Source organism: Arthrobacter gandavensis, from assembly GCF_015355785.1.
GTDB lineage: Bacteria > Actinomycetota > Actinomycetes > Actinomycetales > Micrococcaceae > Arthrobacter_B > Arthrobacter_B gandavensis_A.
This window is the reverse complement of the sequence record NZ_JADKYW010000006.1, coordinates 742959-768388: the sequence shown is the minus strand read 5'-3', so window position 1 is coordinate 768388 and position 25430 is coordinate 742959. Positions and strand designations below refer to the sequence as shown.

The 25430-nt window shown below is 65.8% G+C and carries 24 protein-coding genes and 1 tRNA gene; 15 read left to right on the top strand and 10 right to left on the bottom strand.

What is annotated here, in order from left to right; translation table 11 throughout:
* Positions 1 to 30: 30 nt before the first annotated feature.
* The 6 genes from ITX31_RS15375 (at position 31) to ITX31_RS15350 (ending at position 5499) form a co-directional block, all read left to right on the top strand.
* On the top strand, positions 31 to 390 hold the full coding sequence (locus ITX31_RS15375) for a YraN family protein (protein WP_194784223.1): 360 nt from the start codon (positions 31 to 33) through the stop codon (positions 388 to 390).
* Positions 390 to 1934, top strand: coding sequence for a YifB family Mg chelatase-like AAA ATPase (locus ITX31_RS15370; RefSeq protein ID WP_194784222.1), 1545 nt, complete (start codon positions 390 to 392; stop codon positions 1932 to 1934). The genes ITX31_RS15375 and ITX31_RS15370 overlap by 1 nt, the downstream gene beginning before the upstream one ends.
* A complete protein-coding gene (locus tag ITX31_RS15365) occupies positions 1931 to 3235 on the top strand; it encodes a DNA-processing protein DprA (protein ID WP_194784221.1) in 1305 nt (434 codons plus the stop codon). The genes ITX31_RS15370 and ITX31_RS15365 overlap by 4 nt, the downstream gene beginning before the upstream one ends.
* A gap of 1 nt (position 3236) precedes the next feature.
* Positions 3237 to 3761 (top strand): methylated-DNA--[protein]-cysteine S-methyltransferase, encoded by a 525-nt coding sequence (locus tag ITX31_RS15360; RefSeq protein WP_194784220.1) that lies wholly within the window; start codon positions 3237 to 3239, stop codon positions 3759 to 3761.
* 136 nt (positions 3762 to 3897) lie between these two features.
* The gene (locus ITX31_RS15355) at positions 3898 to 4785 is read left to right on the top strand and encodes a tyrosine recombinase XerC (protein ID WP_228529490.1); all 888 of its coding nucleotides are present in this window, start codon (positions 3898 to 3900) and stop codon (positions 4783 to 4785) included.
* A gap of 210 nt (positions 4786 to 4995) precedes the next feature.
* Positions 4996 to 5499 (top strand): DUF3145 domain-containing protein, encoded by a 504-nt coding sequence (locus tag ITX31_RS15350; protein WP_194784218.1) that lies wholly within the window; start codon positions 4996 to 4998, stop codon positions 5497 to 5499.
* A gap of 83 nt (positions 5500 to 5582) precedes the next feature.
* Here the strand turns inward: ITX31_RS15350 and fabF are convergent, their stop codons facing one another.
* The 6 genes from fabF to aceE all read right to left on the bottom strand — a co-directional run bounded on the left by fabF (position 5583) and on the right by aceE (position 13452).
* Positions 5583 to 6824, bottom strand: a complete 1242-nt coding sequence (fabF, locus tag ITX31_RS15345; protein ID WP_194784217.1) for a beta-ketoacyl-ACP synthase II — start codon at positions 6822 to 6824, stop codon at positions 5583 to 5585.
* Between the two features lie 96 nt (positions 6825 to 6920).
* Positions 6921 to 7166, bottom strand: a complete 246-nt coding sequence (locus ITX31_RS15340) for an acyl carrier protein (protein ID WP_055240832.1) — start codon at positions 7164 to 7166, stop codon at positions 6921 to 6923.
* Between the two features lie 80 nt (positions 7167 to 7246).
* The gene (locus tag ITX31_RS15335; RefSeq protein WP_194784216.1) at positions 7247 to 8308 is read right to left on the bottom strand and encodes a beta-ketoacyl-ACP synthase III; all 1062 of its coding nucleotides are present in this window, start codon (positions 8306 to 8308) and stop codon (positions 7247 to 7249) included.
* Positions 8305 to 9261: an ACP S-malonyltransferase gene (locus ITX31_RS15330; protein ID WP_194784215.1), complete on the bottom strand. Its 957-nt coding sequence runs from the start codon at positions 9259 to 9261 to the stop codon at positions 8305 to 8307. Before ITX31_RS15330 ends, ITX31_RS15335 begins: the two co-directional genes overlap by 4 nt.
* Positions 9262 to 9379: 118 nt before the next feature.
* Complete coding sequence (locus ITX31_RS15325) at positions 9380 to 10609, bottom strand: PucR family transcriptional regulator (protein ID WP_194784214.1); 1230 nt, start codon at positions 10607 to 10609, stop codon at positions 9380 to 9382.
* A gap of 104 nt (positions 10610 to 10713) precedes the next feature.
* Positions 10714 to 13452: a pyruvate dehydrogenase (acetyl-transferring), homodimeric type gene (gene aceE / locus ITX31_RS15320; RefSeq protein ID WP_194784213.1), complete on the bottom strand. Its 2739-nt coding sequence runs from the start codon at positions 13450 to 13452 to the stop codon at positions 10714 to 10716.
* A gap of 304 nt (positions 13453 to 13756) precedes the next feature.
* On the opposite strand from aceE, the gene ITX31_RS15315 reads away from it, so the two are divergent.
* The 5 genes from ITX31_RS15315 to ITX31_RS15295 all read left to right on the top strand — a co-directional run bounded on the left by ITX31_RS15315 (position 13757) and on the right by ITX31_RS15295 (position 16851).
* On the top strand, positions 13757 to 14176 hold the full coding sequence (locus ITX31_RS15315) for a DUF3052 domain-containing protein (RefSeq protein ID WP_091604076.1): 420 nt from the start codon (positions 13757 to 13759) through the stop codon (positions 14174 to 14176).
* A gap of 9 nt (positions 14177 to 14185) precedes the next feature.
* Positions 14186 to 14671 (top strand): redoxin domain-containing protein, encoded by a 486-nt coding sequence (locus ITX31_RS15310; RefSeq protein WP_194784212.1) that lies wholly within the window; start codon positions 14186 to 14188, stop codon positions 14669 to 14671.
* A 1-nt stretch (position 14672) separates the two neighbouring features.
* A complete protein-coding gene (locus ITX31_RS15305; RefSeq protein WP_194784211.1) occupies positions 14673 to 15626 on the top strand; it encodes an NAD-dependent protein deacetylase in 954 nt (317 codons plus the stop codon).
* A gap of 86 nt (positions 15627 to 15712) precedes the next feature.
* Positions 15713 to 15785 (top strand) — tRNA-Val (locus ITX31_RS15300).
* Between the two features lie 199 nt (positions 15786 to 15984).
* Complete coding sequence (locus ITX31_RS15295; protein ID WP_194784210.1) at positions 15985 to 16851, top strand: serine hydrolase; 867 nt, start codon at positions 15985 to 15987, stop codon at positions 16849 to 16851.
* 1 nt (position 16852) lies between these two features.
* Here the strand turns inward: ITX31_RS15295 and ITX31_RS15290 are convergent, their stop codons facing one another.
* Positions 16853 to 18064, bottom strand: coding sequence for a cation:proton antiporter (locus ITX31_RS15290; RefSeq protein ID WP_194784209.1), 1212 nt, complete (start codon positions 18062 to 18064; stop codon positions 16853 to 16855).
* 198 nt (positions 18065 to 18262) lie between these two features.
* On the opposite strand from ITX31_RS15290, the gene ITX31_RS15285 reads away from it, so the two are divergent.
* Complete coding sequence (locus ITX31_RS15285) at positions 18263 to 19693, top strand: DUF2252 domain-containing protein (protein WP_194784208.1); 1431 nt, start codon at positions 18263 to 18265, stop codon at positions 19691 to 19693.
* A 149-nt stretch (positions 19694 to 19842) separates the two neighbouring features.
* Positions 19843 to 21279, top strand: a complete 1437-nt coding sequence (gene gndA, locus ITX31_RS15280; RefSeq protein ID WP_194784207.1) for an NADP-dependent phosphogluconate dehydrogenase — start codon at positions 19843 to 19845, stop codon at positions 21277 to 21279.
* A gap of 65 nt (positions 21280 to 21344) precedes the next feature.
* On the opposite strand, the gene epsC is transcribed toward gndA, so the two are convergent.
* The 3 genes from epsC to msrA form a co-directional block, all read right to left on the bottom strand.
* Positions 21345 to 21929, bottom strand: coding sequence for a serine O-acetyltransferase EpsC (gene epsC / locus ITX31_RS15275; RefSeq protein ID WP_194784206.1), 585 nt, complete (start codon positions 21927 to 21929; stop codon positions 21345 to 21347).
* Between the two features lie 47 nt (positions 21930 to 21976).
* Entirely contained in the window at positions 21977 to 22912 is a 936-nt protein-coding gene (gene cysK, locus ITX31_RS15270) for a cysteine synthase A (RefSeq protein WP_194784205.1), read from the bottom strand.
* An 83-nt stretch (positions 22913 to 22995) separates the two neighbouring features.
* Positions 22996 to 23520, bottom strand: a complete 525-nt coding sequence (gene msrA, locus ITX31_RS15265; protein WP_194784204.1) for a peptide-methionine (S)-S-oxide reductase MsrA — start codon at positions 23518 to 23520, stop codon at positions 22996 to 22998.
* Positions 23521 to 23666: 146 nt separating this feature from the next.
* Here msrA and ITX31_RS15260 point away from each other — a divergent pair, with 146 nt between their 5' ends.
* Positions 23667 to 24587 carry a Nif3-like dinuclear metal center hexameric protein gene (locus ITX31_RS15260; protein ID WP_194784203.1) on the top strand — a complete coding sequence of 307 codons (921 nt, stop codon included), beginning with the start codon at positions 23667 to 23669 and terminating at the stop codon, positions 24585 to 24587.
* 74 nt (positions 24588 to 24661) lie between these two features.
* Positions 24662 to 25402 carry a zinc ribbon domain-containing protein gene (locus tag ITX31_RS15255; RefSeq protein WP_194784202.1) on the top strand — a complete coding sequence of 247 codons (741 nt, stop codon included), beginning with the start codon at positions 24662 to 24664 and terminating at the stop codon, positions 25400 to 25402.
* Positions 25403 to 25430: the final 28 nt, after the last annotated feature.

Genomic DNA, 25430 nt, shown 5'->3' with positions numbered 1-25430 from the left:
AGCACCCTGACGCGGGCACAGACTCAGTGCATGAAAGCCAAAGACCTGCTGGGCCGCAGCGGCGAGGAGCTGGCCGCCCGGTATCTTTCCTCCGCCGGATATGAAGTGCTGGAGCGCAACTGGCGTTGCCGCCAGGGGGAGATCGATCTGGTAGCCAGGGACGGGAACACCCTGGTCATCGCCGAGGTTAAGACCCGTTCTTCGCTGGACTACGGGCATCCCTTTGAAGCTGTTAGCGCGGCCAAACTCGCCCGCCTGTATCTGCTGGCCGCGGCCTGGACCCGGGAGCATTCCGCAGCACGGAGCAGCTGGCGGGTGGACGCAGTTTCCGTCCTGCTTCCCGGAGGGGAACAGCCGCCGGTCATTGAGCATCTGAAGGGAATCGGCTGATGGGACTCGGGCGGACGTACGGGGTCGGCCTGGTTGGCCTGCAGGGTCGGATCGTGGAGGTCGAGGCGGACATTGGCCAGGCGCTCCCCGCGTTCATCCTGCTGGGGCTGCCGGACGCGTCGCTGAACGAATCGCGTGACCGGGTGAAGTCCGCTGCGAAGAATGCCGGGCTGCCCCTGAGCCGCCGGAAGATCACCGTAAACCTGATGCCTGCGGACGTGCACAAGCGGGGGTCCGGGTTCGACCTGGCTATAGTGATGGCCGCGCTGGCTGCCGCCGGAGATGTCCGCTGCACCGGCAGGACCGTTTTCCTGGCCGAGCTGGGACTCGACGGGCGGCTGCGTCCGCTGCGCGGTGTTCTTCCTTCTGTCATGGCAGCAGTGGAAGCCGGATACCCGGACATCGCCGTTGCGACGGACAACGCCGCCGAAGCCGGCCTGGTACCCGGGTCACGGGTCCGAGGATTCTCCTCGCTGGCCGCGGTAGCGCAGGCTTTCGGCGCCAGCCCGGACACCTTGGCTTTCCCCGTTGAAGAAACCCGGCCAGCGGCCGGAAACGCGGAGAACGGACCGGCGGGCACAGCCGGGCTCGATCTGGCGGACATCGCCGGACAGGATGAGGCACGGTTCGCCCTCGAAATCGCTGCGGCCGGTGCACACCACCTGCTCATGACGGGGCCTCCAGGTGCAGGAAAAACCATGCTCGCCGAGCGGTTGCCCGGACTACTGCCGGATCTGCCGGACGCACCGGCGATGGAAGTAACGGCCATTCATTCCCTCAGCGGCCAGGCGATGCACTGCGCCAGCCTGATTCGGCGGCCTCCTTTCGAAAATCCCCACCACACAGCGACCGCCGCGGCCGTGATCGGCGGCGGAAGCGGGATTCCCCGGCCGGGAGCAGCATCCCGTGCCCACCGGGGGGTACTCTTCCTGGATGAAGCGCCGGAATACGATGCGCGCGTACTCGACGCTCTTCGCCAGCCGCTGGAGAGCGGGCGGCTGGTGCTTCACCGGGCAGCCGGGACCGCCGTGTACCCGGCCCGTTTCCAATTGGTCCTTGCCGCCAACCCGTGTCCCTGCGGACTGGCCAGCGGCAAGGGCACAGAATGTACCTGCACCCCGCAGCAGCGCCGCCGCTACTTCAGCAGGCTGTCCGGCCCGCTGCTGGACCGGGTGGACCTGCAGCTGGAGATCCGGCGCGTCTCACTCCAGGACTTCGCCGCAGCAGGGACAGCTGAATCCAGCACCTCCGTTGCCGCCAGGGTGGAACAGGCACGCCGGCTGCAGCAGGAACGGCTGGTGCGGCTGGGCTGCGAAACCAACGCCGAGGTGCCCGGCGCCGTGCTGCGCGGAGCCCTAAAGCCACCCCGGAGCAGCACTGCAGCCCTGGACAGGGCACTGGACCGGCAGACACTAACTGCACGCGGATACGACCGCGTACTCCGGGTGGCCTGGTCAATAGCCGATTTGACGGGGCACAGCTCTCCCGACGCGGATGACATTGGCCAGGCACTCGCCTTCCGGCAGCAGACGGCGGCGGCATGAGCCGCGTGGAGCCTGTCCTGTTGGCACGGGCGGCCCTGTCCCGGCTGATTGAGCCCTCGGACACGATGGGGCAGGCGCTGGTGGCAGCGGCCGGACCCGAGACGGCAGCGCTCGTGGCTTCAGGCCGTCAGCGCGCCGGAAGCACCCTGCGCCGGGAAATGGGCGCGTTGCTGGAAGAGCGGGGCGTGCGCGGCGCGGATCGCGTCTTCGCCGAGGCACTCGGGCGCTGGCTGCCCCGGGCAGCGGATCTGGCACCGCAGCGGGACCTGCAGACCGTCCGCCGTTTCGGCGGGAGGATGATCGTTCCAGAGGATACTGACTGGCCCGCCGCGTTGGACGACCTGGGGCAGTCGAGGCCGTTCTGCCTGTGGACCCGCGGCAACGGAACCATCCCGGAACTGGCACAGTGCCTGTCGCTGGTGGGATCACGCGATGCCACGTCCTATGGGCTGGCGGTCACAGGTGACCTGGCTGCCGGTCTTGTCCAACGCGGCCGAACCGTCATTTCCGGCGGCGCCTATGGTATTGATGCGCAGGCACACCGCTCCGCACTGTCAGTCGGTGGAATCCGGCCAGGATCCGATAAACGTGCTGCCCCCGACGGCGCCCGTCCCTCCGCGGCGGGCAGCACCGAAACCCCCACCCTTGCGGTGCTGGCCGGAGGCGTGGACCGGTTGTATCCCGCCGGGAATGAAGACCTGCTTCGTGCAGCAGCGGAGACAGGGCTCATTGTGAGCGAAGTTCCGCCCGGTTCGGCTCCCACCCGGTGGCGCTTCCTGCAGCGCAACCGCCTCATCGCGGCGCTGGCCGCGGCCACCGTGGTAGTAGAGGCTCGCTGGCGTTCCGGTGCACTGAACACCGCCCACCACGCAGCGGAACTGGGCAGGGGAGTGGGTGCGGTCCCCGGATCTGTCTACTCGGCGAATTCCGCCGGTTGCCACCGCCTTCTGCGTGAGGGCAGCGCGGTCTGTGTGAGCGACGCGGCGGAAGTGCTGGAACTCATCGACCCCTTTGTCCTCGCCACGGACAATGCCGGCCCAGACCGCGCCGGCGCAGCGGCAGATCACGACGGACTGGCCGTCGAAGACATCCTGCTGCTGGACGCCTTGCCGCTGCGCAAAGGCGTACCTCCGCAGAAACTCTCGGCGGTGGCCGGTCTTAGTCCTGCCGCTGTGCGCGCCGGACTTGCGCGGCTTGAACTTTCCGGGCTCGCGCGACGGACTGGGGAAGGTCTGTGGCAACGCGGCGACCGGTCCCCGGCACATCCTCGTCCTACCAAACCGCCATCTCAAGGAGACTGACATGCGCACGCACAAAGTGATCTACTCGCCCCTGGGCATCCTGACGCTCGTCGCAGAGGACGGACTGCTGGTCGGGGTGGAGGCTTCGCCAACAGACTTTCTGCCACGGGACACCGCCAGGCTGGGTCTGGCCGCTGAAGACGGGTTCGAGGCAGTGGAGCGGCAGTTCGAGGAGTACTTCTCTGGACGCCGGTGCTGCTTCGAGCTGCCGGTGTCACAAACGGGAACACCGTTCCAAGAACAGGTCTGGAAAGCCGTCGCGGCCATTCCTTACGGCCAGACGAGAACATACAAGCAGCTCGCGGTAGCGCTGGGCGACGCGTCGAAGGCGCGGGGCGTCGGCGCCGCACTTGCCCGCAACGCGGTGGGAATCGTGGTGCCGACCCACCGAGTGGTGGGCACCAAAGGTGCACTCACCGGCTATTCTGCCGGCATCGATGCAAAACGGGCGCTTCTGGAGCTCGAATCAGCGCCGGCGAACGAGGTTCTCCGCCAGCAGTGTTCAGGCGCCGGTGTGCCTGTCTAGGAGCAGGGCGGCGTGCCTGCTTGAAGCACATCGGGACAGCGGCGAAGGTGGACTGGTGGGCAACTCAAGTAGCGCCAGTTCAGCCGGCGGTCATACCCAGCCACCGGCTGTACGTCCGGCGGAGTACTCCCGCGCCCTGGAAGGTTTCTGCAGCTACCTTGCCTCGGAGCGCGGGCGCTCGGAGCACACTGTCAGGGCCTACGAAGGCGACGTCAGTTCGCTCCTGGACTTTGCCGCCGGACTCGGACTCACCAGTCTCCCCGAGATTGACCTGTCCGTCCTGCGCAGCTGGCTCGGCAAACTGAGCGACTCGGGTCAGGCCCGTGCCACCATCGCCCGGCGGGCGGCCACCGCACGCTCCTTCACGGGCTGGGCGCTGCGGGAGGAACTGATACCTGCCGACCCCGCGCTGCGGCTCAAGGCCCCCAAACGGACCAAAACCCTCCCCGGAGTACTCCGACCGGCGCAGATCGATGTCCTGTTCGAAACCCTCGCCGCGGCAGCAGCTGAGGGAGACGCCCTGGCTCTGCGGGACCGTGCCCTGGTGGAGCTGCTTTACGCCACGGGTCTCCGGGTGGGGGAGTTGGCCGGACTGGACGTGGACAACCTGGACCAGGACAGGCGGACCCTGCGCGTCGTGGGAAAGGGCAACAAGGAGCGGACCGTGCCCTACGGACTGCCTGCTGCGCTCGCCGTGGACGACTGGTTGCGGCGCGGCCGCCCGGCACTGGCCCGGGCCGCCAGCGGCCCCGCCCTGTTCCTCGGCCAGCGCGGCGGACGGATAGACCAGCGCCAGGTCCGTAGCGTCACGGCAGCGCTCTTCGAGGCGCTGGGAGACACATCGGCAAGCGGGCCGCACGCCCTTCGCCACAGTGCTGCCACCCATCTCCTGGATGGAGGAGCCGACCTGCGCAGCGTGCAGGAGCTACTGGGGCACAGCAGCCTGGCCACAACGCAGCTTTACACGCACGTCTCCGTGGACCGGCTCCGCAAGAGCTACCAGCAGGCGCACCCCAGGGCCTAGACGCAACTAAGACCGTCACAGCGAGGGCATCACTTACAACCAAGTAGTTTCATTGGCGTAATTGGGTAACATGCGGCACAATGATGCTAGGTCTCACGCTGGCAGCTTAAGAGTCTGCAGGCCACGAGAGCTTCAGGGCTTGGAACTTCAGGAACCATCCCGTCCATGCAGGTCGTTGGGGAAGACGCACCTACAGCTACGGAGGATGGAATGACTGTTGTGATGGCGCACGGCGTATTGTTCGTGCACTCAGCCCCTTCTGCGTTGTGCCCTCATATTGAGTGGGCCATCGAATCCGTCGTTGAGAAGCGGACGGATTTTGAGTGGACCCCACAGCCCGCGGCTCCCGGCATGGTCCGGGCCGAGCTGGCATGGGCCGGGGCCCAGGGCACCGGATCGCTGCTCGCCTCGGCGCTGCGCGGCTGGGCCCACCTCCGCTACGAGGTCACCGAAGAACCCAGCACGGGCGCCGACGGAAGCCGCTGGTCGCACACCCCCGAACTCGGCATTTTCCACGCCACCACCGACGTGCACGGCAACATCATGGTTTCCGAGGACCGCATCCGTTATGCCTACGAAAACGGGGCCGGTGACCCGGCCGCCGTCTACCACGAACTTTCGCTGGCACTCGGCGAAGCCTGGGACGACGAACTGGAGCCCTTCCGGCACGCCGCAGACGGTGCGCCCGTGCGCTGGCTCCACCAGGTGGGCTGACTCTTCGGAGCACGCTCCGCAACATTCTTCCGCAGCGAAAAGGCCGAGGCCCAGTCAGGGCCCCGGCCTCTTCGCTGTCGGAACTAGTGGCTTCGCAGCGCCACGACGGCGTTGTGGCCGCCGAAGCCGAACGAGTTGTTCAGGGCCACGATGTCACCCTGGGGCAGGTCACGGGCCGTCGTCACCACGTCCAGGGGAATTTCGGGATCCTGGTTGTCCAGGTTGATCGTCGCCGGCGCCTGCCGTGTGTAGACGGCCATGGCCGTCAGTACGGCTTCGACGGCGCCGGATGCGCCCAGCAGGTGGCCGGTCTGGGATTTGGTAGCGGAGACCGCCACGTTGTCCACGTGGGCACCCAGGGCCGACTTCAGCGCGGTGTACTCGGGCTTGTCGCCCACCGGCGTGGAGGTGGCATGGGCGTTGACGTGGACCACGTCTTCTGCCTGTGCCCGGGCATCGTACATAGCTGCCTTCAGTGCGCGGGTGGCACCGAGGCCTTCGGGGTCCGGGGCAGTGATGTGGTACGCGTCGGCGGTGACCGCTGTACCTGCCAGTTCGGCGTAGATTCGGGCGCCGCGGGCCAGTGCGTGTTCCTCGGCCTCCAGGACGAGGGCGCCGGCACCTTCGCCCATGACGAAGCCGTCGCGGTCCTTGTCATAAGGCCGCGATGCGCGTTCGGGATCGTCGTTGCGCCGGGAGAGCGCCTGCATCGAGGCGAAGGACGCCAGCGGCATCGGGTGGATGGCAGCTTCGGCTCCGCCGCAGACGACGACGTCCGCCTTGCCGGAACGGATCAGTTCCAGCCCCTGGTGCAGTGACTCCGTGCCGGAGGCGCAGGCCGAAACCGGCGTGTGCGCACCGGCACGGGCACCCAGGTCCAGGCTCACCGCAGCAGCCGGACCGTTCGGCATCAGCATGGGCACTGTCATGGGCAGGACCCGGCGCGGGCCCTTCTCGCGCAGAGTGTCCCAGGCGTCAAGCAGTGTCCAGACACCGCCGATGCCGGTGGCGAAGGACACAGCCAGCCGGTCGTGGTCAATCTTGGCGTCATCCAGCCCTGAATCGGCCCATGCCTCGCGGGAGGCAACTACGGCGAACTGGGTGGACGGGTCCATGCGCTTGGCTTCCACCCGGGAGAGGACCTCAGTGGCAGGCGTGGAAACACGTGCGGCGAAGGTGACCGGAAGGGCGTACTTCTCGACCCAGTCGTCTTCGAGGGTGCGGGCACCGGAGACACCCACCAGGGCGTTCTTCCACATGGTCGGGACATCTCCGCCGATCGGCGTTGTTGCGCCGAGGCCGGTAATGACTACTTTGCGGGCCATGATTCACTCTCTCGGGAAAATTTGGGGCGCACCTGGTTGCTGGTGCAGCGGGTCGTGCTGAAAAGGGCGGCCGCCGCAGCGGCCGCCCTTCACGAACTACGCCTGGGCGTTGGAGATGAAATCGACGGCGTCGCCAACGGTCTTGAGGTTCTTGACCTCTTCATCGGGGATGCGTACGCCGAACTTTTCCTCGGCATTGACCACGATGGTCATCATCGAGATGGAGTCGATGTCCAGGTCATCCGTGAAGGACTTGTCCAGCTCAACGGCCTCGGGGGCCAGGCCGGTTTCTTCGTTCACGATCTCGGCGAGACCGGCCAGGATTTCTTCGTTGCTAGCCATGGGGGCTCCTTTTTTCGTTGGTTCCGGTGCTGGACCGGTATGGGTTTTTCCAACCGCCTCGGGCGGTGTGGTCTTGCAAACTAGGGAAGGACTACTACCTGGGCACCGAAGACCAGCCCGGCACCGAAGCCGATCTGCAGCGAGAGCTTTCCGCTGAGTTCGGGGTGCTCGGCGAGCAGCCGGTGGGTTGCCAGCGGGATCGAGGCTGCGGACGTGTTGCCGGCATCGGCGATGTCCCGGGCGATCACCACGGACTCAGGCAGCTTCAGCTGTTTGGCCATCTCATCGATGATCCGCATATTCGCCTGGTGCGGAACGAAGGCCGAGAGGTCCTCAGCGCTCACCCCGGCCGCGTCCAGGGCCTGCTGCGCTGCCTTTGCCATCTCCCAGACGGCCCAGCGGAAGACGGTCTGGCCATCCTGGCGCAGGGTGGGCCACAGCTTTGTTTCACGCTCGGCCAGCACGGAGGCCGGCAGTTCGCCATCCGCGTCGGCGGCCAGTGAGAGCTCGCGGATTTCGAGCATTGAGTGCGTCATGCCGATCGCACCGGACTTGCTGCCGTCCGACCCCCAGACCGACGGACCAATTCCGGGAGTGTCGGAGGGCCCGACGACGACGGCGCCGGCGCCGTCACCGAGCAGGAAGGAAATGGTGCGCTCGGTATTGTCGATGAAATCGGAGAGCTTCTCGACGCCGACCACCAGCACATACTTTGCGGCGCCGGAGCGGACCAGGGCATCTGCCTGGGCAATGCCGTAGCAGTAGCCTGCGCAGGCTGCTGAAACGTCGTAAGCGGGAGCGGGAGTGGCGCCCAGCCGGTCGGCAACCTGGGCAGCTGCCGACGGTGTGGCGAAGGGGTGGGTGACCGTGGAAACGATGACGGCGTCCAGCTCCGCTCCCTCAATGCCGGCATGGGACAGAGCATCGCGCCCGGCCAGCTCGGCCATGTCCACCACGGAGGTGCCCTTGTCCGCACGGTGGCGGGTGACGATCCCGGTGCGCTGGCGGATCCATTCGTCAGAGGAATCGATCCACTGGCACACGTCGTCGTTGCTAACGATCACGTCCGGGCGAAAAGCTCCCAGGCCGTGGATCCGGCTGAACTCGTTGACGGGGGCTTGCTTCAGGGTGGGCGTGCTCACGCATTACCTTCTCGGGTTGTAACTGCTGCTGCGCCCGAGTGTTCGGCCACGAAGGCCCGGGCAGCGGCGAGGTCATCGGGGGACTTCAGGGCCAGCGAGGGAACACCGCGCATGGCCCGCTTGGCCAGTCCGGTCAGCGTGCCGGCCGGAGGGAGCTCCAGTATGCCGGTGACTCCGACGCTTGTCATGGTTTCCATGCACGCGTCCCAGCGAACGGGGCGGGAGACCTGGGCGATGAGGCTGTCCAGGTTGGCTTCGCCGCTTACCACCGCGGCGCCGTCGTAATTCGAAAGCAGCGTCGGCAGGGGCTCTGCGGGGGACAGGGACGGGCGGAGCGCTTCCAGGACGCTGAGGGCCGGTTCCATGTGAGTGGTGTGGAAGGCTCCCGCGACCTTCAGCGGGATGACCCGTGCCTTCGCCGGAGGATTGGCAGCAAGGCCAGCCAGCTGCTCCAAGGTGCCGGCTGCTACTACCTGGCCGCCGCCGTTGGCATTGGCAGCGGTGAGGCCGAGTCCGGCCAGGACCTGCGCGACGTCGTCGGGGTCACCGCCGAGCACGGCACTCATGCCGGTGGGAGCTGCCGCGGCTGCACGCGCCATCGCGTTGGCACGTTCCCGCACGAATGTGAGGGCATCATCTTCCGTCAGGGCGCCGGCAATCGCGGAGGCGGTGATTTCTCCCACCGAATGGCCTGCGACGACGGTCGCTGCGGTGAGGGCACCGGTGTCCAGCAGCTGGCGGGCAGCCACGAGGCCCGCGGCAACGATCAGGGGCTGCGCGACGGCGGTGTCCTTGATCGTTTCCTCATCGGAGGTGGTGCCGTGCGCCACGAGGTCCAGCCCCGCAGTTTCGGAGAGCGCTTCGAGATGCTCCCGCACCCCGGGCAGTTCCAGCCACGGAGCGAGGAAGCCTGGCGTTTGTGACCCCTGGCCGGGGCAGACGATTGCAAGCACGTAACAAGCTTTCCAAAGAGGGACGGATTTACCGGGTGTTTAGGTGAACCAAGCTCACCCGGGGGCATTGTAGGAAGTCTACAAGGGCGGCCCGCCTGTGCAAGATCACCGGAAGGGCCTAGGAACGGGCGGCAGGACGCTCGGGGACTGCTTTGCCGGCCGGTGCGAGACGCCCCACAACCAGGGCGGTCTGCAGGACGAACGCCTCCCGGGGGAGCATCGGATCCCAGCCGGTGATGTCGCAGACCCGCCGCAGCCGGTACCGGACCGTGTTGGCGTGGACAAAGAGCTCCCGCGCGGTTGCCTCCAGGGAATGGCCGAGCGATAGGTAGGCGGAAAGTGTTTCCGCGAGGCCGTTGGACGCGGCGAGCAGCGGGCGGTAGATGCTGCGGACCAGGGCTTTGCGGGCTGAATCGTCCCCGGACATCACCCGTTCCGGCCACAAGTCGTCGGCAGCCACCGGGCGGGGGGCCGCGGGCCAGGCGCGCGCTGCAGTGAGGCCCGCGAACGCTGCCTGGGCCGAGGGCCCGGCGTCCACGAGGGAATCCGCCGGCGGGCCGTAGACGACCGGGCCGGCGCCGAAAAGATCCGACAGCCGGGCCAGTGCGCCGGACTTCTCACTCATGCCGCCCAGTACCAGGATCAGCCTGTCGCCCTGAATGCCCACCAGCGTGTCTTCGGCAAGCCGCCCGGCCACCCGGCGCAGCTCGTTAACGAAGGACGGGCTGGGATCAGCGGGGGAGCTGCCCACGATCACCGTTACGCCTGCCGTTGAAGTCCAGCCGACGGCAGCGATCCGGGAGCGCAGGGCGTCCGAGCTTTCACCCCGCAGGATCGCATCGACCACCAGTGCCTCGAGCCGGGTGTCCCAGGCGCCGCGGGTTTCGGCGGCGCGGGCGTAGACGTCCGCGGCGGCGAAGGCGACCTCACGGGAGTACCGCAGGACGGCCTCGCGCAGCGGCCCCTGCACCGATCCCGCGGCAAGCTCGGGTACCCGGTCTTCCACCACCTGAACAACCACACGGATCAGGGAAAGGGCCTTCTGCAGGCTGATGGCGCGCGTCAGTTCAGTGGGGGCGGTGCCGAAAACGTCGCTGAGCACCCAGGCCGGGGAGGCGGGCCGTTCGTACCAGTTTACGAAGGAGGCGATGCCTTTCTGTGCCACCATCCCCAGCGCGGAACGTTCATCCGGGCGGAGACCCCGGTACCAGGGCAGGGAAAGATCAAGCTGCTTCAGCGTGGCCGTTGAGAGCTTCCCGATGTTGGCTTTGAGCCGTTCCAGGATAAGCGGGTCGGCACCGTTCTCCGGTGCCGCCGCTGCTGGTGGCGTTGTGCGGGTCACTGGCATCCTCGAAGCTTACGGCCTTCGCTGACCAACCTCCATTTTGTGTGAAGGCTACAACTCGACCGCCTGCTGGTCCATTACGCCGAGGGACGAGTCCGGCAGCCCGGCTAGGCATCGCCCCCGGCGTTGCCGCTGGTGCCCTTGGTGACATCCAGCAGGTGGTAGCGGCTGATGGCCTTCCGGGGGGCGGAGGAGTCCACTTCGCCGCGGCGGGCCAGCATTTCAAGGGTCCGAACCACTATTGAGTGGCTGTCAATCTTGAAGAACCGCCGGGCCGCGGCACGTGTGTCTGCAAAACCGAATCCGTCCGCGCCCAGGGAAGCAAACTCGTTGGGCAGGAACTGGCGGATCTGGTCCGGAACGGCCTTCATGTAGTCCGTGGAAGCCACTACCGGTCCGGTGGCGCCGGCCATCTGCTGTGCCACGAACGGAACCCGCGGTTCAGCGTCCGGATGCAGAAAGGCTTCCTCCTCCGCTGCCAGGCCGTCCCTGCGCAGTTCATTCCAGCTGGTCACTGACCACACATCGGCGGAGACATTCCAGTCATCGGCCAGGAGCCGCTGCGCGTCCATGGCCCAGGGAACCCCAACGCCGGACGCCAGGAGCTGTGCCCGCGGGCCGTCGATCGATGCGGAGGAAAGGAGGTAGATGCCCCTGATGACGCCCTCCACGTCCAGGTCCTCCGGTGCCTTGGGCTGGAGGATGGGCTCGTTGTAGGCCATAAGGTTGTAGATCACGTTCGGGTCCTTTGAATCCGCACCGTACATTTCCTCCAGCCCGTGCCGCACAATGTGGCCGATCTCGTAGCCGTACGCCGGATCGTAGGTCTTCACCGCGGGATTGGTGGAGGCCAGGATCGGGGAGTGCCCGTCAGCGTGCTGAAGCCCTTCACCGGTCAGGGTGGTCCGCCCTGCAGTCGCGGAGACCATGAATCCGCGGGCCAGCTGGTCCGCTGCCGCCCAGATAAAGTCCCCGGTGCGCTGGAACCCGAACATGGAGTAGAAGATGTAGACCGGAATCAACGGAACGCCCTGCGTCGCATAGGACGTTCCGGCGGCGGTGAATGCTGCGATGGAACCGGCCTCGTTGATCCCCACATGCACAATCTGGCCCTGCGGGGACTCCTTGTAAGCCAGGACGAGGTCCCGGTCCACGGAAAGGTAGTTCTGCCCCTGCGGGTTGTAGATCTTCGCCGTCGGGAAGAACGAATCCATGCCGAACGTCCGGGCCTCGTCCGGAATGATCGGCACAATCCGCATGCCGAATTCCTTGTCCCGCATGAGGTCCTTGAGCAGGCGGACGAAGGCCATGGTGGTGGCCGCCAGCTGCTTGCCCGAGCCCCGGTTAGCCACCTCGTAGGATCTCTCCCCGGGCAGGTGGATCGGTTTGAAGTCGGAGCGGCGTTCGGGAAGGAAGCCGCCGAGTTCCTTCCGACGCTCCAGCATGTACCGGATTTCAGGAGCATGGGGTCCCGGGTTGTAGTACGGCGGCCGGTACGGGTCAGCTTCGAGCTGTTCATCGGTGATGGGAATTCGGAGCGAATTCCGGAAAAGCTTGAGGTCGTCCAGGCTGAGTTTCTTCATCTGGTGCGTTGCGTTGCGGGCCTCGAAGTGCGGACCGAGGCCGTAGCCCTTGACCGTGTGCGCCAGGATCACGGTCGGCTTGCCCTTGAACTCGAGGGCTGCCTTGTACGCGGCGTAGACCTTGCGGTAATCGTGGCCGCCGCGCTTGAGGTTCCAGATGTCGTCGTCGGAAAGACCGGACACCATGGCTTTCGTCTGCGGGCTTTTGCCGAAGAAATGGTCCCGGATGAAACCGCCGGACTCGGCCTTGTAGGTCTGGTAGTCGCCGTCGGGCGTTGCATTCATGATCTCCACCAGGGCGCCGTCGTCATCGGCGGCGAGCAGCGGATCCCATTCCCGGCCCCAGAGCACTTTGATGACATTCCAGCCGGCACCGCGGAAGAAGGCCTCGAGCTCCTGGACAATCTTGCCGTTGCCGCGCACCGGACCGTCGAGCCGCTGCAGGTTGGCGTTGACCACGAACGTGAGGTTGTCCAGTTTGTCGTTCGCGGCCACATGGAGCAGCCCGCGCGATTCCGGCTCGTCCATCTCGCCGTCACCCAGGAATGCCCAGACGTGCTGCTCCGAGGTGTCCTTCATGCCGCGGTTGTCCAGGTACCGGTTCAGCTGCGCCTGGTAAATGGCGTTCATGGGGCCGATGCCCATTGAAACGGTGGGGAACTCCCAGAACCCGGGCATGTTCCGCGGGTGCGGGTAGGAGGACAGTCCGTGCCCTTCCCGCGACTTCTCCTGCCGGAAGCCGTCCAGGTCTTCCTCGGTAAGCCGTCCCTCCAGGAACGCCCGGGCATACATCCCCGGTGCTGCATGTCCTTGGAAGTACACCTGGTCTCCTCTTCCGGGGTGGTCCTTGCCCCGGAAAAAATGGTTCATGCCCACCTCGTAGAGCGTTGCCGCACCGGCGAACGTGGAGATATGGCCGCCGACGCCGATGCCCGGGCGCTGTGCCCGGTGCACCATGATGGCCGCGTTCCACCTCATCCAGGCACGGAACCGGCGCTCAATCTCCTCGTCGCCCGGAAACTCGGGCTCCTGGTCCACCGGGATGGTGTTGACGTAGTCGGTGGTGGTGACCATGGGAACGCCCACCGAGTGCGCTCCTGCCCGCTGCAGCAGCGAACGCATGATGAACTGGGCCCTTTCGGTTCCCTCGGCCTTGACCAGGTCGTCCAGGGACTGGATCCATTCGGCGGTTTCTTCTGGATCGGTGTCGGGCAGCTGGCCGGTGAGCCCGCTGAGGATGTCCGTTCTGTCTTCTGCGGCCACGAAACTCTCCTATGCACAGATGGTGCCTGGAACCTGCCGCTGCGGGGTCCTGAACCTGCCGGATGCCTTCCGCTTTCGGCCGGATGCCGGGGGACTAACGCGCCGCGGGTACCGCCGAGCGTGTCCTTCTAGCCACTGTAGACCGGCCGCCGCGCCTTGCGTAGCCTTCACCGGGGAAGGCCTGCCGGTGGACTGGGAACCCTTGAAGCTTGCCGGTTAAAGGTGTTCCCTTGAGTCAGGAAAAGGGCAGTTCCGGCCAAGATGTGATTCCCTTGTATTTATGCAGTCAACCAGGAGGAGTGAAGTGAGCGAGGCCGATGCCGTCACGGAGAAGAACGTGGCGGAAAGAATGGGTTTCAAAGACGGCGACCTGATTCAGGAATTCGGCTACGACGAAGACGTGGACTTTGATCTCCGTGAGGATCTCGAAGACCTGTCCGGTGGCGAGCTCCTCACTGAAGATGACCACGAGGTAGTTGACGGCGTCATCCTGTGGTGGCGTTCGGACGACGGCGATCTGGTCGATGCGCTGGTCGATTCACTGACCACGCTCGACGACGGAGGCGTGGTCTGGGTCCTGACTCCCAAGTCCGGCCGTGAGGGCTATGTTCCGCCTGCCGACATCGAGGAGGCAGCGCCGACTGCCGGCCTGCACGTCACGACGTCGCCGGGAGTCAGCCGCGACTGGGCAGCGACGCGCCTGGTCAGCCGCCGGAAGAAGTAACCGCTCTTGATGCCTGCAGCCGGGATCCCCGGCATCGGGGATCCGGTTCCCGACTTTGCGCTGCCCAACCAGTACGGCGAGACCGTGCGGTCCGAGGACCTGGCAGGGGCTCCCGCCGTGCTGGTGTTCTATCCCTTCGCCTTTTCCCGGGTCTGCTCAGGGGAACTCGAGGTGCTTGCCGGCCTGCAGCCCGAATTCAGCGCAGCCGGCGCAAGGCTGCTGGCCGTGTCCTGCGACGCGAAGTACTCGCTGCGGGCCTGGGCGGCGGAGAGAGGCTGGGGATTCGACCTGCTGTCGGACTTCTGGCCGCACGGCGCCGCAGCCAAAGCCTTCGGAGTCTTCGAGGAAAGCCGGGGCATGGCAGGCAGGTCCAGCTTCATCGCGGGAGCGGACGGGCTCATCACACGGATCCTGCGGTCCGGCCCGGACGAACCACGCCGGGCCGGCGACTATCTTCAGGCACTCTCGGCGCTCTCTGCCGGAGAACGGAACTGACATGACCCACCAGCCTGTGCCGCCGGGAACGGGGCTCACCGGATTCGTGACCAGGGATGCCGCCGACGTCTCCGCAGATCCAACCGCAGCCGAACGCCGCCAGCTGGACCAGGCTGCCCAGCTGCTTGCCGGCCGCAGAATCGCCCTGCTCACCGGCGCAGGGCTCAGCACTGATTCGGGGATTCCGGACTACCGGGGCCCGGACGCACCGCCCCGGAATCCCATGACCTACCAGCAGTTCGTGGGGGACCCGGTGCTGCGCCAGCGGTACTGGGCGCGCAACCATGTGGGCTGGCACCATCTTCGCCACGCTGTACCTAACGCAGGCCATGAGGCCGTGGTCCATCTGGAGGAGCGGGGCCTGCTCACCGGGGTCATCACGCAGAATGTGGACCGGCTGCACAGTGATGCCGGCAGTATCAGGGTCATTGACCTCCACGGACGGTACGACCGGGTGCTGTGCCTTTCCTGCGGAGCGCTCTATACCCGGGAAGGCATCGCCAGGCTGTTGGAGAAGCTCAATCCCGGGTTCCTGGAGCGGGTAGCCGGGAACGGGGACATCGCCCCGGACGCCGACGCCGAAATCACTGACACTGAGGGCTTCACCATCGCGGACTGCCCGGTTTGCGAAGGTATGCTGAAGCCCGATTTCGTGTACTTTGGCGAGAACGTCCCCAAGGAACGCGTCCGCCTTTCCTATGCGGCAGTGGACGACGCCGGAGCCCTCCTGGTTGCCGGCTCGTCCCTCACCGTCATGAGCGGCCTGCGCTTTGTCCGGCATGCCGCCAAGGAGGATAAGCCGGTGGTTATCATCAACCGCGGGCAGACCCGTGGCGATTCCCTGGCTGACCTCAAGATCGATATGGGCGTAGGTACGGCACTTCAGTACCTGGCACGAACCCTGCCCGAACCGGTTTCCCAGTACGGCCGGCATCCCGGCAGGTCCCTGGATTAGGTGTTCGGACGGATGGTCCGGTAATGTAGTTCCTCGTGATGCGGCGCTGACCGGAAGATATTCCGGCTGGCATAACGGGTCACTCTGGGTCTTTAGCTCAGCTGGTAGAGCGCCACGTTTACACCGTGGATGTCATCGGTTCGATCCCGGTAGGACCCACCGGCAAAACCCGTCTGCGGCACCGTGCGCAGGCGGGTTTTTTCGTACCCCGGTGGCCCGGGGATCCGGCAGCCGGCCGCAGCGCAGATGCATGGCCGGCCGGCAGGACACGCACATCCGGCTCAAAGCCTCCGGTGGTATCAAGGAAGGGTGAGGCCGATACACGGCGCGCCCAGAGCACCTGAAGGATAAGAGCACCTTGCGCACGAACTTCCTCAAAACGGCAGCTGCCTTCCTGCTGACCGCAGGGCTGGGGGCTGCTGCAGTCACCGGCTGCACCGGGGAACCGGCACCGAGCACGGTTACTATTCCCGGCAGCGCCGCGACGCCCTCTGCCAGCTCCGAACCGGAGCTGGCCCTGCGGGCTGAGCTCGACCGCTACGCGGCACGGACCGGAGCAGACTTTTCAGTGGCCATCTACGAATACGGTTCAGGGCGTGCCTGGTCCTACCACCCGGAGGGCCGGTACCTGGAAGCAAGCCTGGTGAAGGTTCCGATCCTGCTGACGCTGCTTCGCCAGGTGACCGAGGAAGACAGGGAACTCACGGCGGAGGAAGAGCTGCTTGCCGAGCTGATGATCCGCCAGAGTGACAATGCGGCCACAGACGAGCTTTATGCACTGGTGGGCGGGGCCGAAGAGCTGCAAAAAACCTATGGGATGCTGGGAGTAACCGGAACGGAAGCGGGTGACGTCTGGGGTGCCAACGAGACCAATTCTAAAGACCAGCTTCGGATCGCCACGGCCGTGGCCCTTGGCGTGGACTGGATTCGGGACGGGCTGCGGGACTACGCGGCCGGCCTGCTCGAGAGCGTCGTTCCGGAACAGGCCTGGGGGATCAGCGCAGGCATCCTCAATCCCGTTGCTGAAGTCGGACTGAAGAACGGATGGCTGCAGGATGACCTCCTGGCCTGGAACGTCGGCAGTTCAGGGTTCGTAGCAGGAAGCAACGCCGAGTACAGCATTGTCGTGCTCACAGCAGGAACGGAGTCGCTGGACGAGGGCATCTCCCTCCTGGAGGGCGCTGCCTCCATCGTGAACGGCTGGGAACTCGGCGCCTACGGATAACCTAGCGCGCTGGCTGCCCGGGTCCGGTCTCCGACCAGCGGTGGTATACGGCCACGAGCGGCTTCGCAGACAGTCCGTGAGCGAACACACTCAGCCCCACTGTCGCTGCCACCGCGGCCAGCAGGGTCTCGGCCGCCGGAGTCCCGCGCTCGAAGGCGAGGAGTGCGAATACCACCGAGGCGAGACCCCGGGGTCCGAACCAGCCTAAAAAAGCCCGGGTCTGCCACGGCGCACCGCTGCCTGCCATCACGGCTCCCACCGCCAGGATCCGCACTGCCGTCAGGCTCAGCACTGCATAAACTGCCATCTGCCAGGTGAGGTGGTACACCGCAGCGGGGACAGCGAAGGCACCAAAGACCATCCACGTCGCTGCAGCAAGGATTCCGCCGGTCTCCTCCGTGAACCTGGTGGCCTCACTGTCGTCGGGGCCGTGGGTCAGCCGGAAGGCCAGGCCCGCTACGAATGCCGACAGGAAGGCGCTTCCTCCCAGAGAGACGGCAGCAGCGTAGGCTGCCAGGGCGACTGCCAGTGTGCAGGGCTGGCGCCAGCGGGTCTCGAACCACCCCCGAGCCGCAGCTGCGCGCTGCAGATACCCGCCGGCACATCCGACGACGACGCCTGCGGCCAGCCCCCAGCCGATCTGCTGTGCCAGGGCAGCAGCGATCGCCGACGGTACATCGGCGTCAAGCGCCGACACCGTAATGTCCAGGGAGACCAGGAAAAACGGGACCGCGATGCCGTCGTTCAGTCCGCTTTCGACGTTCAGCGCCCGGCGCACCGGCACCGGCACGGAGGGATCCTCCACCACCCGGTGGCCCAGCGCGGCGTCAGTGGCGCAAAGCATGGCCGAAAGGAGGAAAACACTGGAGAGCGGAAGAGAAGGGAACAGGACCGCACCTGCGGCGAACCCCAGCAGCAGGGTCAGCGGAAGTCCCAGCGCGAGCAGGCGAGCCGGCCACCCGGGACTGCGGCGGAGTGCTCCCAGATCCAGCCGTGCCGCGTCGTTGAACAGGAGGAACACCAGCGCCAGTTCGGCCACCCGAAGGACCGCGTTCGTTTCCAGCGATATCCCCAGCGTGGTGCCGAAGAGCAGTGCCAAGACCAGCCCCGCCAGTACAAAGGCCATGGCGGATGTCACGCCGAGGCGGGCCAGGGGGCTGGAAAAGGCACTGAGCAGAATGAGGGCGGCCGATCCGAGCAATAACGCAACCATGTTTCCTCCCGCGTGAATCCGAGAGTATGTGTCCAGGCACCTGGCTTCCCGAAGACCTCCCGGCCTGCGATGCCAATAAAACGGGGACGGGGTTACCAAGGCGCGCAGCCAGCTAGTCTTAAGTGTGTCCTGTGCCGCTGAGAGTGGCACAGAAGCAGGCAGCATGCCACCGCCATTTCGGCCAGGAGGTTGACTCCCATGGACACAGCCACGCACGCAACGGTCCAGGAACGGGCCGCAGCCGGAAAGCAGCGCCGGACCCGCGCGCCGGTCACCGCCCACTCCGGATGGAGACCGGCGTCGGACAGGCCTGATCCAATCGCACTGATCGAGGAACAGGACCGGACCCGGGATCCCGATCTGGTCCCTGTTCGGCACGGACGGATGCTCGCCTCGCCTTTCACGTTCTACCGCGGTACCGCTGGAATCATGGCCGCGGATCTCCGGGACACCCCTCGGGCGGGCCTGACGGCCCAGCTCTGCGGAGACGCCCACCTCTCCAACTTCGGGGTTTTCGCCTCGCCGGAACGGGACTTGCTCTTCGGAATCAATGACTTTGACGAGACACTCCCCGGGCCCTTCGAATACGACGTGTTACGCCTGGCCGCGAGTTTCACGGTTGCAGCCCGGAACAACGCACTGTCAGCAGCCGACGTCCAAACCGTGACCCTGGCGGCGGTGCGTTCATACCGCGAGGCGATGCGGGAATTCGCCGAAATGGGCACCCTGGAAATCTGGTACGCGTCCCTGGATGAGCAGGACATCATGTCCGTGCTGGAAGCAGCCGTTAGTACCAGCCGGGGCAAAGCGCAGAAGAAAGCCGCGAAACAGGCCCAGCGGACCGCGGAGAAAGCAGCCCTCAAGGCCCGGTCACGGAACAGCCTCCAGGCTCTGTCCAAGCTCGCTGAACGGGTTGACGGCGAGTACCGGATCATCAGCTCCCCGCCCGTCGTCGTCCCGTCGCGCGAGTTCAGTACGGCGTTTGGCATATCACCTGACCAGCTCCAGGAGACGGTTCAGCAGGAGTTCCGCTCCTACCGGCAGACGCTGCAGGAGGACAGGCGGTTGCTGCTCGAACGCTACGAACTTATTGATATCGCCCGGAAAGTAGTTGGCGTGGGCAGCGTCGGAACACGAGCCTTCATCGCGCTGCTGCAGGGACGCGACGAGGGAGATCCCCTTTTCCTGCAGCTGAAGGAAGCCCGGCGTTCAGTCCTCGAAGACCATCTGCCGCGAAGTGTTTACCGACAGCCCGGCAAGCGGGTGGTGCAGGGGCAGCGGCTGATGCAGGCCGCCAGCGACATTTTCCTTGGCTGGACGCCGGGAATGCAGCAAAACCGCTACCTTTACTGGCGCCAGCTCAGGGACATGAAAGGGTCCGCCGCGGTGGAGAACATGACACCGCTGGGTATGGAGCTCTACGCCCGCGTGTGCGGGTGGACCTTGGCCCGGGCCCATGCGCGGTCGGGGGACCCCGTCGCAATTGGCGCATACCTGGGCAAGAGCGAAAAATTCGATTCTTCCGTCTGCGATTTCAGTGCCCGGTATGCGGACCAGAATGAACAGGATTATGAGGTCTTTGCGCAGGCCGTCCGATCCGGACGTCTGGAGGCGGTGGAAGGGGTTTAGCGCAGCCGGGAACTGCACGTGTCCGCCGTCGCAGCGGCGTGTGTGGCGGCAGTCCGGTTCGGAGAATAGGCTGGAGGCTGAAGACGGCGCCATTGGTGCGCCGAGACTGTGCTGCTGCATGCGGCACCTAAAGAATCCTTGGAGTGAACTTGAGTGCACAGATAGGCGTAACCGGCCTGGCCGTAATGGGAGCGAACCTGGCCCGCAACCTGGCCCGGAACGGTTACACGGTGGCCCTGCACAACCGCTCGATCGAAAAGACCGATGCGCTGCTGGCGGCCCACGGGGATGAAGGCGACTTCGTCCGGACCCAGACGCTGCAGGAACTGGTGGATTCGCTGGAGAAGCCTCGCCGCGTGCTGATTATGGTCAAGGCCGGCGCGCCCGTGGACTCCGTTATCGATCAGCTGGTGCCGCTGCTGGAGGCGGGCGACATCGTGATCGACGCCGGCAATTCGCACTACGAGGACACCCGCCGCCGTGAAGCCGCCCTTGCCGAAAAGGACCTCCACTTCGTTGGCGTAGGGGTTTCCGGCGGCGAAGAGGGTGCGCTGCTGGGCCCGTCCATCATGCCTGGCGGCTCGCGAGAGTCCTACGATTCCCTCGGTCCGATGCTGGAGAAGATTTCAGCCAAGTACAACGGCGAACCCTGCTGCACCTGGGTCGGCACCGACGGCGCCGGGCACTTCGTCAAGATGGTCCACAACGGCATCGAGTACGCCGACATGCAGGTTATCGGTGAGGCTTATGACCTGCTGCGCTCCGCCGCGGGCATCGAACCGGCCGAGCAGGCCGGGATCTTCCGCGAGTGGAACGAGGGCCAGCTGAGTTCCTTCCTCATCGAGATCACGGCCGAGGTCCTGGCGCACACCGATGCGAAGACCGGCAAGCCGTTCGTCGACGTCGTCGTCGATTCCGCGGGCCAGAAGGGCACCGGCCGCTGGACCGTTGTCTCCGGCCTGGACCTGGGCTCCCCGGTTTCTGCCATAGCCGAATCCGTGTTCGCCCGGGCGCTCTCCTCGCAGCGTGACCAGCGCGAAGAAGCCCAGGGTATCCTCGCCGGCGAGGAAGCCTCTGTTGAGCTTCCCGAGACGTTCGTGGAAGACGTGCGGCAGGCGCTGTACGCGTCCAAGCTGGTCAGCTACGCCCAGGGCCTGGACATGCTAACCGGGGCAGCGAAGACCTATGGCTGGGACTTGAAGCTGGATGAGATCGCCTCACTCTGGCGTGCCGGCTGCATCATCCGCGCCGAACTCCTTGATGACATCATGAAGGCCTACGCTGACGGGAAGGCTCCGGCCAACCTGCTGCTGGCCCCGGCCTTCGCCGAGTCCATCGCCCAGGCCCTGCCGGCCTGGCGGCGGGTTGTGTCCGTGGCCGTTCAGCTGGGAATTCCGGTTCCGGTGTTCTCCTCCTCGCTGGCCTACTACGACGGGCTGCGCCGCAAGCGTCTTCCGGCCGCCCTGACCCAGGGCCTGCGCGACCTCTTTGGAGCGCATACCTACAGCCGCGTCGACGCCGAAGGCACCTTCCACACCCTGTGGAGCGGAGACCACTCCGAGATTGAAGCCGTGGACACCCACTAGGTCCTCCGGCACGCGAAAAGGCCGGCTGCCCTCAGAAGGGGCAGCCGGCCTTTTCGCTTATGTGCCTAGATGTAGATCGCCGGATCCACGTACTCCGCCGGATCCACGGCAGGCTGGTTCATTTTGGGATCACGGTGCCGCCATGTTGCCGGGATGCCGGTGATGATCGAGTCCGCGGGAGCGTCCTTCACCACGACGGCGTTGGCACCCACTGCGCTGTTGGCGCCGATGGTTACCGGGCCCAGGACCTTCGCACCGGCCCCGACCACTACTCCGTTGCAGAGCGTGGGGTGGCGCTTGACCCGGGCCAGCGACCGGCCGCCCAGCGTTACCCCGTGATAGAGCATGACGTCGTCGCCGATCTCGGCTGTTTCCCCGATGACCACGCCCATGCCGTGATCGATGAAGAAGCGCCGGCCGATGGTGGCGCCTGGATGTATTTCAATGCCCGTGGCGAAGCGCGCGAACTGCGAGAGCGCGCGTGCCGGAAAACGCAGTGCCGGATTGGCCCACATTTTGTGGGTTAGGCGGTGCATCCAGATGGCGTGCAGGCCCGAGTAGACGATGAGGTTCTCGAAGGAACCGCGCGCCGCCGGGTCATGGGACGCGGCGGCGGCGAGGTCTTCGCGAAGACGGGACAGGAAACTCACGGGTGACTTTCTGCTTTCGGGGTACCCGCCGTCGCAGGCGGGGCTGGCTAGCCGCGGATGTCGTCGTAGAGAACGGTGGAGATGTAGCGTTCTCCGAAGTCACAGACAACGGCCACGATCAGCTTACCGGCGTTCTCCGGCCGCTTGGCGAGTTCGAGTGCCGCCCAGACAATCGCTCCGGAGGAGATGCCGCCAAGGATGCCTTCCTTGGTGCCCAGCGCACGTGCCGTGGCAACGGAGTCCTCGATGGAGGCGTCGAAGACCTCATCGTAGATTTCCGTGTCCAGGATCTCGGGGATGAAGTTGGCGCCGATGCCCTGGATCTTGTGCGGTCCGGGGGAGCCGCCGTTGAGGATGGCGGAGTCCTTGGGTTCTACCGCAACGATCTGCACGCCCGGCTTGCGCTCCTTGAGGACCTGGCCAACACCGGTCACGGTGCCGCCGGTGCCCACGCCGGCCACGAAGATATCCACCTTGCCGTCGGTGTCAGCCCAGATTTCCTCGGCCGTTGTGGTGCGGTGGATCTGAGCGTTGGCGGCGTTCGCGAACTGCTGGGCCCAGATGGCGTTGTCCGTGGTGGCCACTATTTCCTTGGCCTTCTCCACCGCACCGCGCATGCCGTCCGCTCCGGGTGTCAGGACAATCTCCGCACCGAAGGCACGCAGCATGACCCGGCGCTCGGTGGACATGGTTTCCGGCATGGTCAGGATGACCTTGTAGCCGCGGGCAGCGCCCACCATGGCGAGGGCGATACCGGTGTTGCCGGAGGTGCCTTCCACGATCGTGCCGCCCGGTCGCAGCGCTCCGGCCTTCTCCGCGGCATCGACGATTGCCACACCAATGCGGTCCTTGACCGAGTTGGCAGGGTTGTAGAACTCGAGCTTGACTGCAACCTCACCGGGCAGGCCCTCGGTCAGGCGGTTCAGGCGGACCAGGGGGGTGCCGCCGACCAGCTGGGTGACGTCGTCGTAAATTCGTGCCATGGTATGTGTCCTCTGTTCGTCGAAGCCTGTGAGCCGGATGCGGAACGCTTTTCCTTCAAGCGTATCTGCACGCATTCATAGGATCAGTTGTCAAGCCATTCAGCGTAATATTTCCGGGCCTTGGCCAGCTTGGGATTGATGATCACCTGGCAGTAGCCCTGCTCGGGATGCTTTGCGTAGAAGTCCTGGTGGTATTCCTCCGCGCGGTGGAACACGGGCAGCCGGGTAATCTCGGTCACGATCGGGTCGCTCCACAGTGCCTGGGCACGGTCGCGGGCCTTCTCCATCTCCTCGCGCTCCTCCTCGGTCCGGTAGAACATTGAGGAACGGTACTGCGTGCCGACGTCGTAGCCCTGGCGGTTCAGGGTGGTCGGATCGTGGGAGATGAAGAACATGTCCAGGATGACTTCCGCGGGAACAATGTCCTCGTCGAAGGTCACTTCCACAACCTCTGCGTGACCGGTGATGCCGGAGCACACGCTCTCGTAGTCCGGGTGGGCGGTAAACCCGCCGGTGTAGCCGGACACGACGCTGCTCACGCCGCGGGTCTTTTGGTAGATGGCGTCAAGGCACCAAAAGCAGCCTCCGCCTAGAACATAAGTCTTCATGCCAAGGTATAAGCCCCCTGGCCCGGCAAAGATTCCCCGGCCGCAGAATCGTCCCTGTACTTCCCGGCGTCGCCCGGCGCTGCACGAGGTACCGCACGCCGTGTTTCCGTACCCGCCAGCGGCGCGGGTGGGGTAGAACTGTTCCTATGGAAACCCCACGCAACCCAGACACCGAGGGCAGCGGCGAAGAACCGGCCGGAGCAGTCGAAAGCGGATCCGTACAGGAGCCGGTGCAGGCCCGCCTGGGTGACGTGCTGCTGGCCGTTGAAGAACTCTGGCCCGAATCCCTCGCCGAGGACTGGGACGCCGTCGGCATCGTGGCCGGGCGCCCTGAGCGGGGCGTGGAGCGCATCCTTTTTGCGGTCGATCCCACGCACGAGGTCATCGATGAGGCGCTGGAATGGGGAGCTGACCTGCTCATCACCCATCATCCGCTGCTGCTCAAGCCGGTTCACTCCGTGGCCGGTACGAGTTTCAAGGGCGACGCCGTGCACCGCCTGATCGAAGGCGGCTGCGCCCTGGTGACAGCCCACACCAATGGCGACAGCGCAGTCGGCGGTGTCTCCGACGTCCTCGCTGACGCCTTCGGACTGCAGGACACAGCGCCGCTGGCCCCGGCGGCCAACGGCCTCCCGGAGGAAGGCATAGGGCGGGTGGGCAACCTGCCGGACGTCACCACCCTTGCCGACTTTGCCGAGCTGGTGTTCAGTATCATGCCCGCGGTCGCAGGCGGGGTCCGCGTAGCGGGAGACCCGCAGGGGCTCGTGCGCCGCGTGGCTGTGTGCGGCGGAGCGGGGGACAGCCTGTTCGATGCCGTCCGGGAACAGCAGGCAGACGTCTACGTGACGGCGGACCTGCGACACCATCCAGCCTCGGAAGCCCGCGAAGCGGCGGTGAACGGCCGCCCCTACCTGATTGACGTGTCCCATTTTGGCAGCGAATGGCTGTGGTTGACGCCCGCCGCGGGTGCCCTGGAGAACGTGCTCGCAGACCAGGGGTTCAGCGTTGAGACCCGGGTCAGCACGCGCAACACCGATCCATGGGACTTTATCCTCACGCCGGGCTAGGCATTCACGCCCGCCGGTGGCATAGGCTAAGAGGGCCGCACCAGTCAGGCAAGCGGAATATGTGGAGGTATTTGGTGGCAAAAGCATCACCGGCCGAGCAGCTGCGGCTGCTCGACCTGCAGGCGTTGGATTCCAAGATGAGGCAGCTGGATTCCCGGGCCCGCAGTGTTCGGGAGAACCCTGACCTCCAGGCACTTGCCGCCAAGGCCGCTGCTGCGCGTTCGGCGCTTGGCACGGCCGCCACGCAGAGCGCCGATATTGAGCGTGAGCTGGCCCGCGCCGAAGCGGACGTCGCTTCGGTGACGGCCCGACTGGAGCGGGACCAGAAGCACCTGGACAGCGGATCCGGCGGCTCAAAGGAACTAACCGCACTGCAGAGCGAGATCGAGTCGCTCAGCCGCCGCCGGTCGGATCTGGAAGATGCAGAACTTGAAGTCATGGAGCGCCTCGAAGCCGTTCGGGGGATCGAAGCGGAGCGCCGTGCCGAGGCCGCGTCCGCCGAGGCGGAGCTTGCGGACCTCGAAACACAGCGCGACGCCGAGTTGGCTGGAATCGATGCCGAGCGTGCAGAAACCCAGCGCCAGCGCACGGAGCTGGCGGGACGTTTTGCCCCGGACCTGCTTGCCGTCTACGAACGGACCCTGGCCCGCCACGGAATCGGCGCAGCGCGGCTCTTCCACGGCACCTCCGAAGGATCCGGTATGCAGCTGAGTCCCGGCGACCTTGCGGATATCCGCAAGGCAGCAGAAGACGACGTCGTCTTCTGCCCGGACTCCGGCTGCATCCTGGTGCGTTCCTCCGAGTGGGGCAGCTGAGCGGTGACCCTGTTTGACCCTTCGGACA

Excerpts from the sequence above, each read along its gene's own strand:
- ITX31_RS15375 (WP_194784223.1), top strand. The coding sequence starts at position 31 with ATGAAAGCCAAAGACCTGCTGGGCCGCAGCGGCGAGGAGCTGGCCGCC.
- ITX31_RS15310 (WP_194784212.1), top strand. The coding sequence starts at position 14,186 with ATGCCTGCAGCCGGGATCCCCGGCATCGGGGATCCGGTTCCCGACTTT.
- ITX31_RS15305 (WP_194784211.1), top strand. The coding sequence starts at position 14,673 with ATGACCCACCAGCCTGTGCCGCCGGGAACGGGGCTCACCGGATTCGTG.
- ITX31_RS15325 (WP_194784214.1), bottom strand. The coding sequence starts at position 10,609 with ATGCCAGTGACCCGCACAACGCCACCAGCAGCGGCGGCACCGGAGAAC.
- ITX31_RS15360 (WP_194784220.1), top strand. The coding sequence starts at position 3,237 with ATGCGCACGCACAAAGTGATCTACTCGCCCCTGGGCATCCTGACGCTC.
- ITX31_RS15340 (WP_055240832.1), bottom strand. The coding sequence starts at position 7,166 with ATGGCTAGCAACGAAGAAATCCTGGCCGGTCTCGCCGAGATCGTGAAC.
- ITX31_RS15370 (WP_194784222.1), top strand. The coding sequence starts at position 390 with ATGGGACTCGGGCGGACGTACGGGGTCGGCCTGGTTGGCCTGCAGGGT.
- ITX31_RS15350 (WP_194784218.1), top strand. The coding sequence starts at position 4,996 with ATGACTGTTGTGATGGCGCACGGCGTATTGTTCGTGCACTCAGCCCCT.
- msrA (WP_194784204.1), bottom strand. The coding sequence starts at position 23,520 with ATGAAGACTTATGTTCTAGGCGGAGGCTGCTTTTGGTGCCTTGACGCC.
- ITX31_RS15365 (WP_194784221.1), top strand. The coding sequence starts at position 1,931 with ATGAGCCGCGTGGAGCCTGTCCTGTTGGCACGGGCGGCCCTGTCCCGG.
- ITX31_RS15285 (WP_194784208.1), top strand. The coding sequence starts at position 18,263 with ATGGACACAGCCACGCACGCAACGGTCCAGGAACGGGCCGCAGCCGGA.
- fabF (WP_194784217.1), bottom strand. The coding sequence starts at position 6,824 with ATGGCCCGCAAAGTAGTCATTACCGGCCTCGGCGCAACAACGCCGATC.
- ITX31_RS15290 (WP_194784209.1), bottom strand. The coding sequence starts at position 18,064 with ATGGTTGCGTTATTGCTCGGATCGGCCGCCCTCATTCTGCTCAGTGCC.
- ITX31_RS15260 (WP_194784203.1), top strand. The coding sequence starts at position 23,667 with ATGGAAACCCCACGCAACCCAGACACCGAGGGCAGCGGCGAAGAACCG.
- cysK (WP_194784205.1), bottom strand. The coding sequence starts at position 22,912 with ATGGCACGAATTTACGACGACGTCACCCAGCTGGTCGGCGGCACCCCC.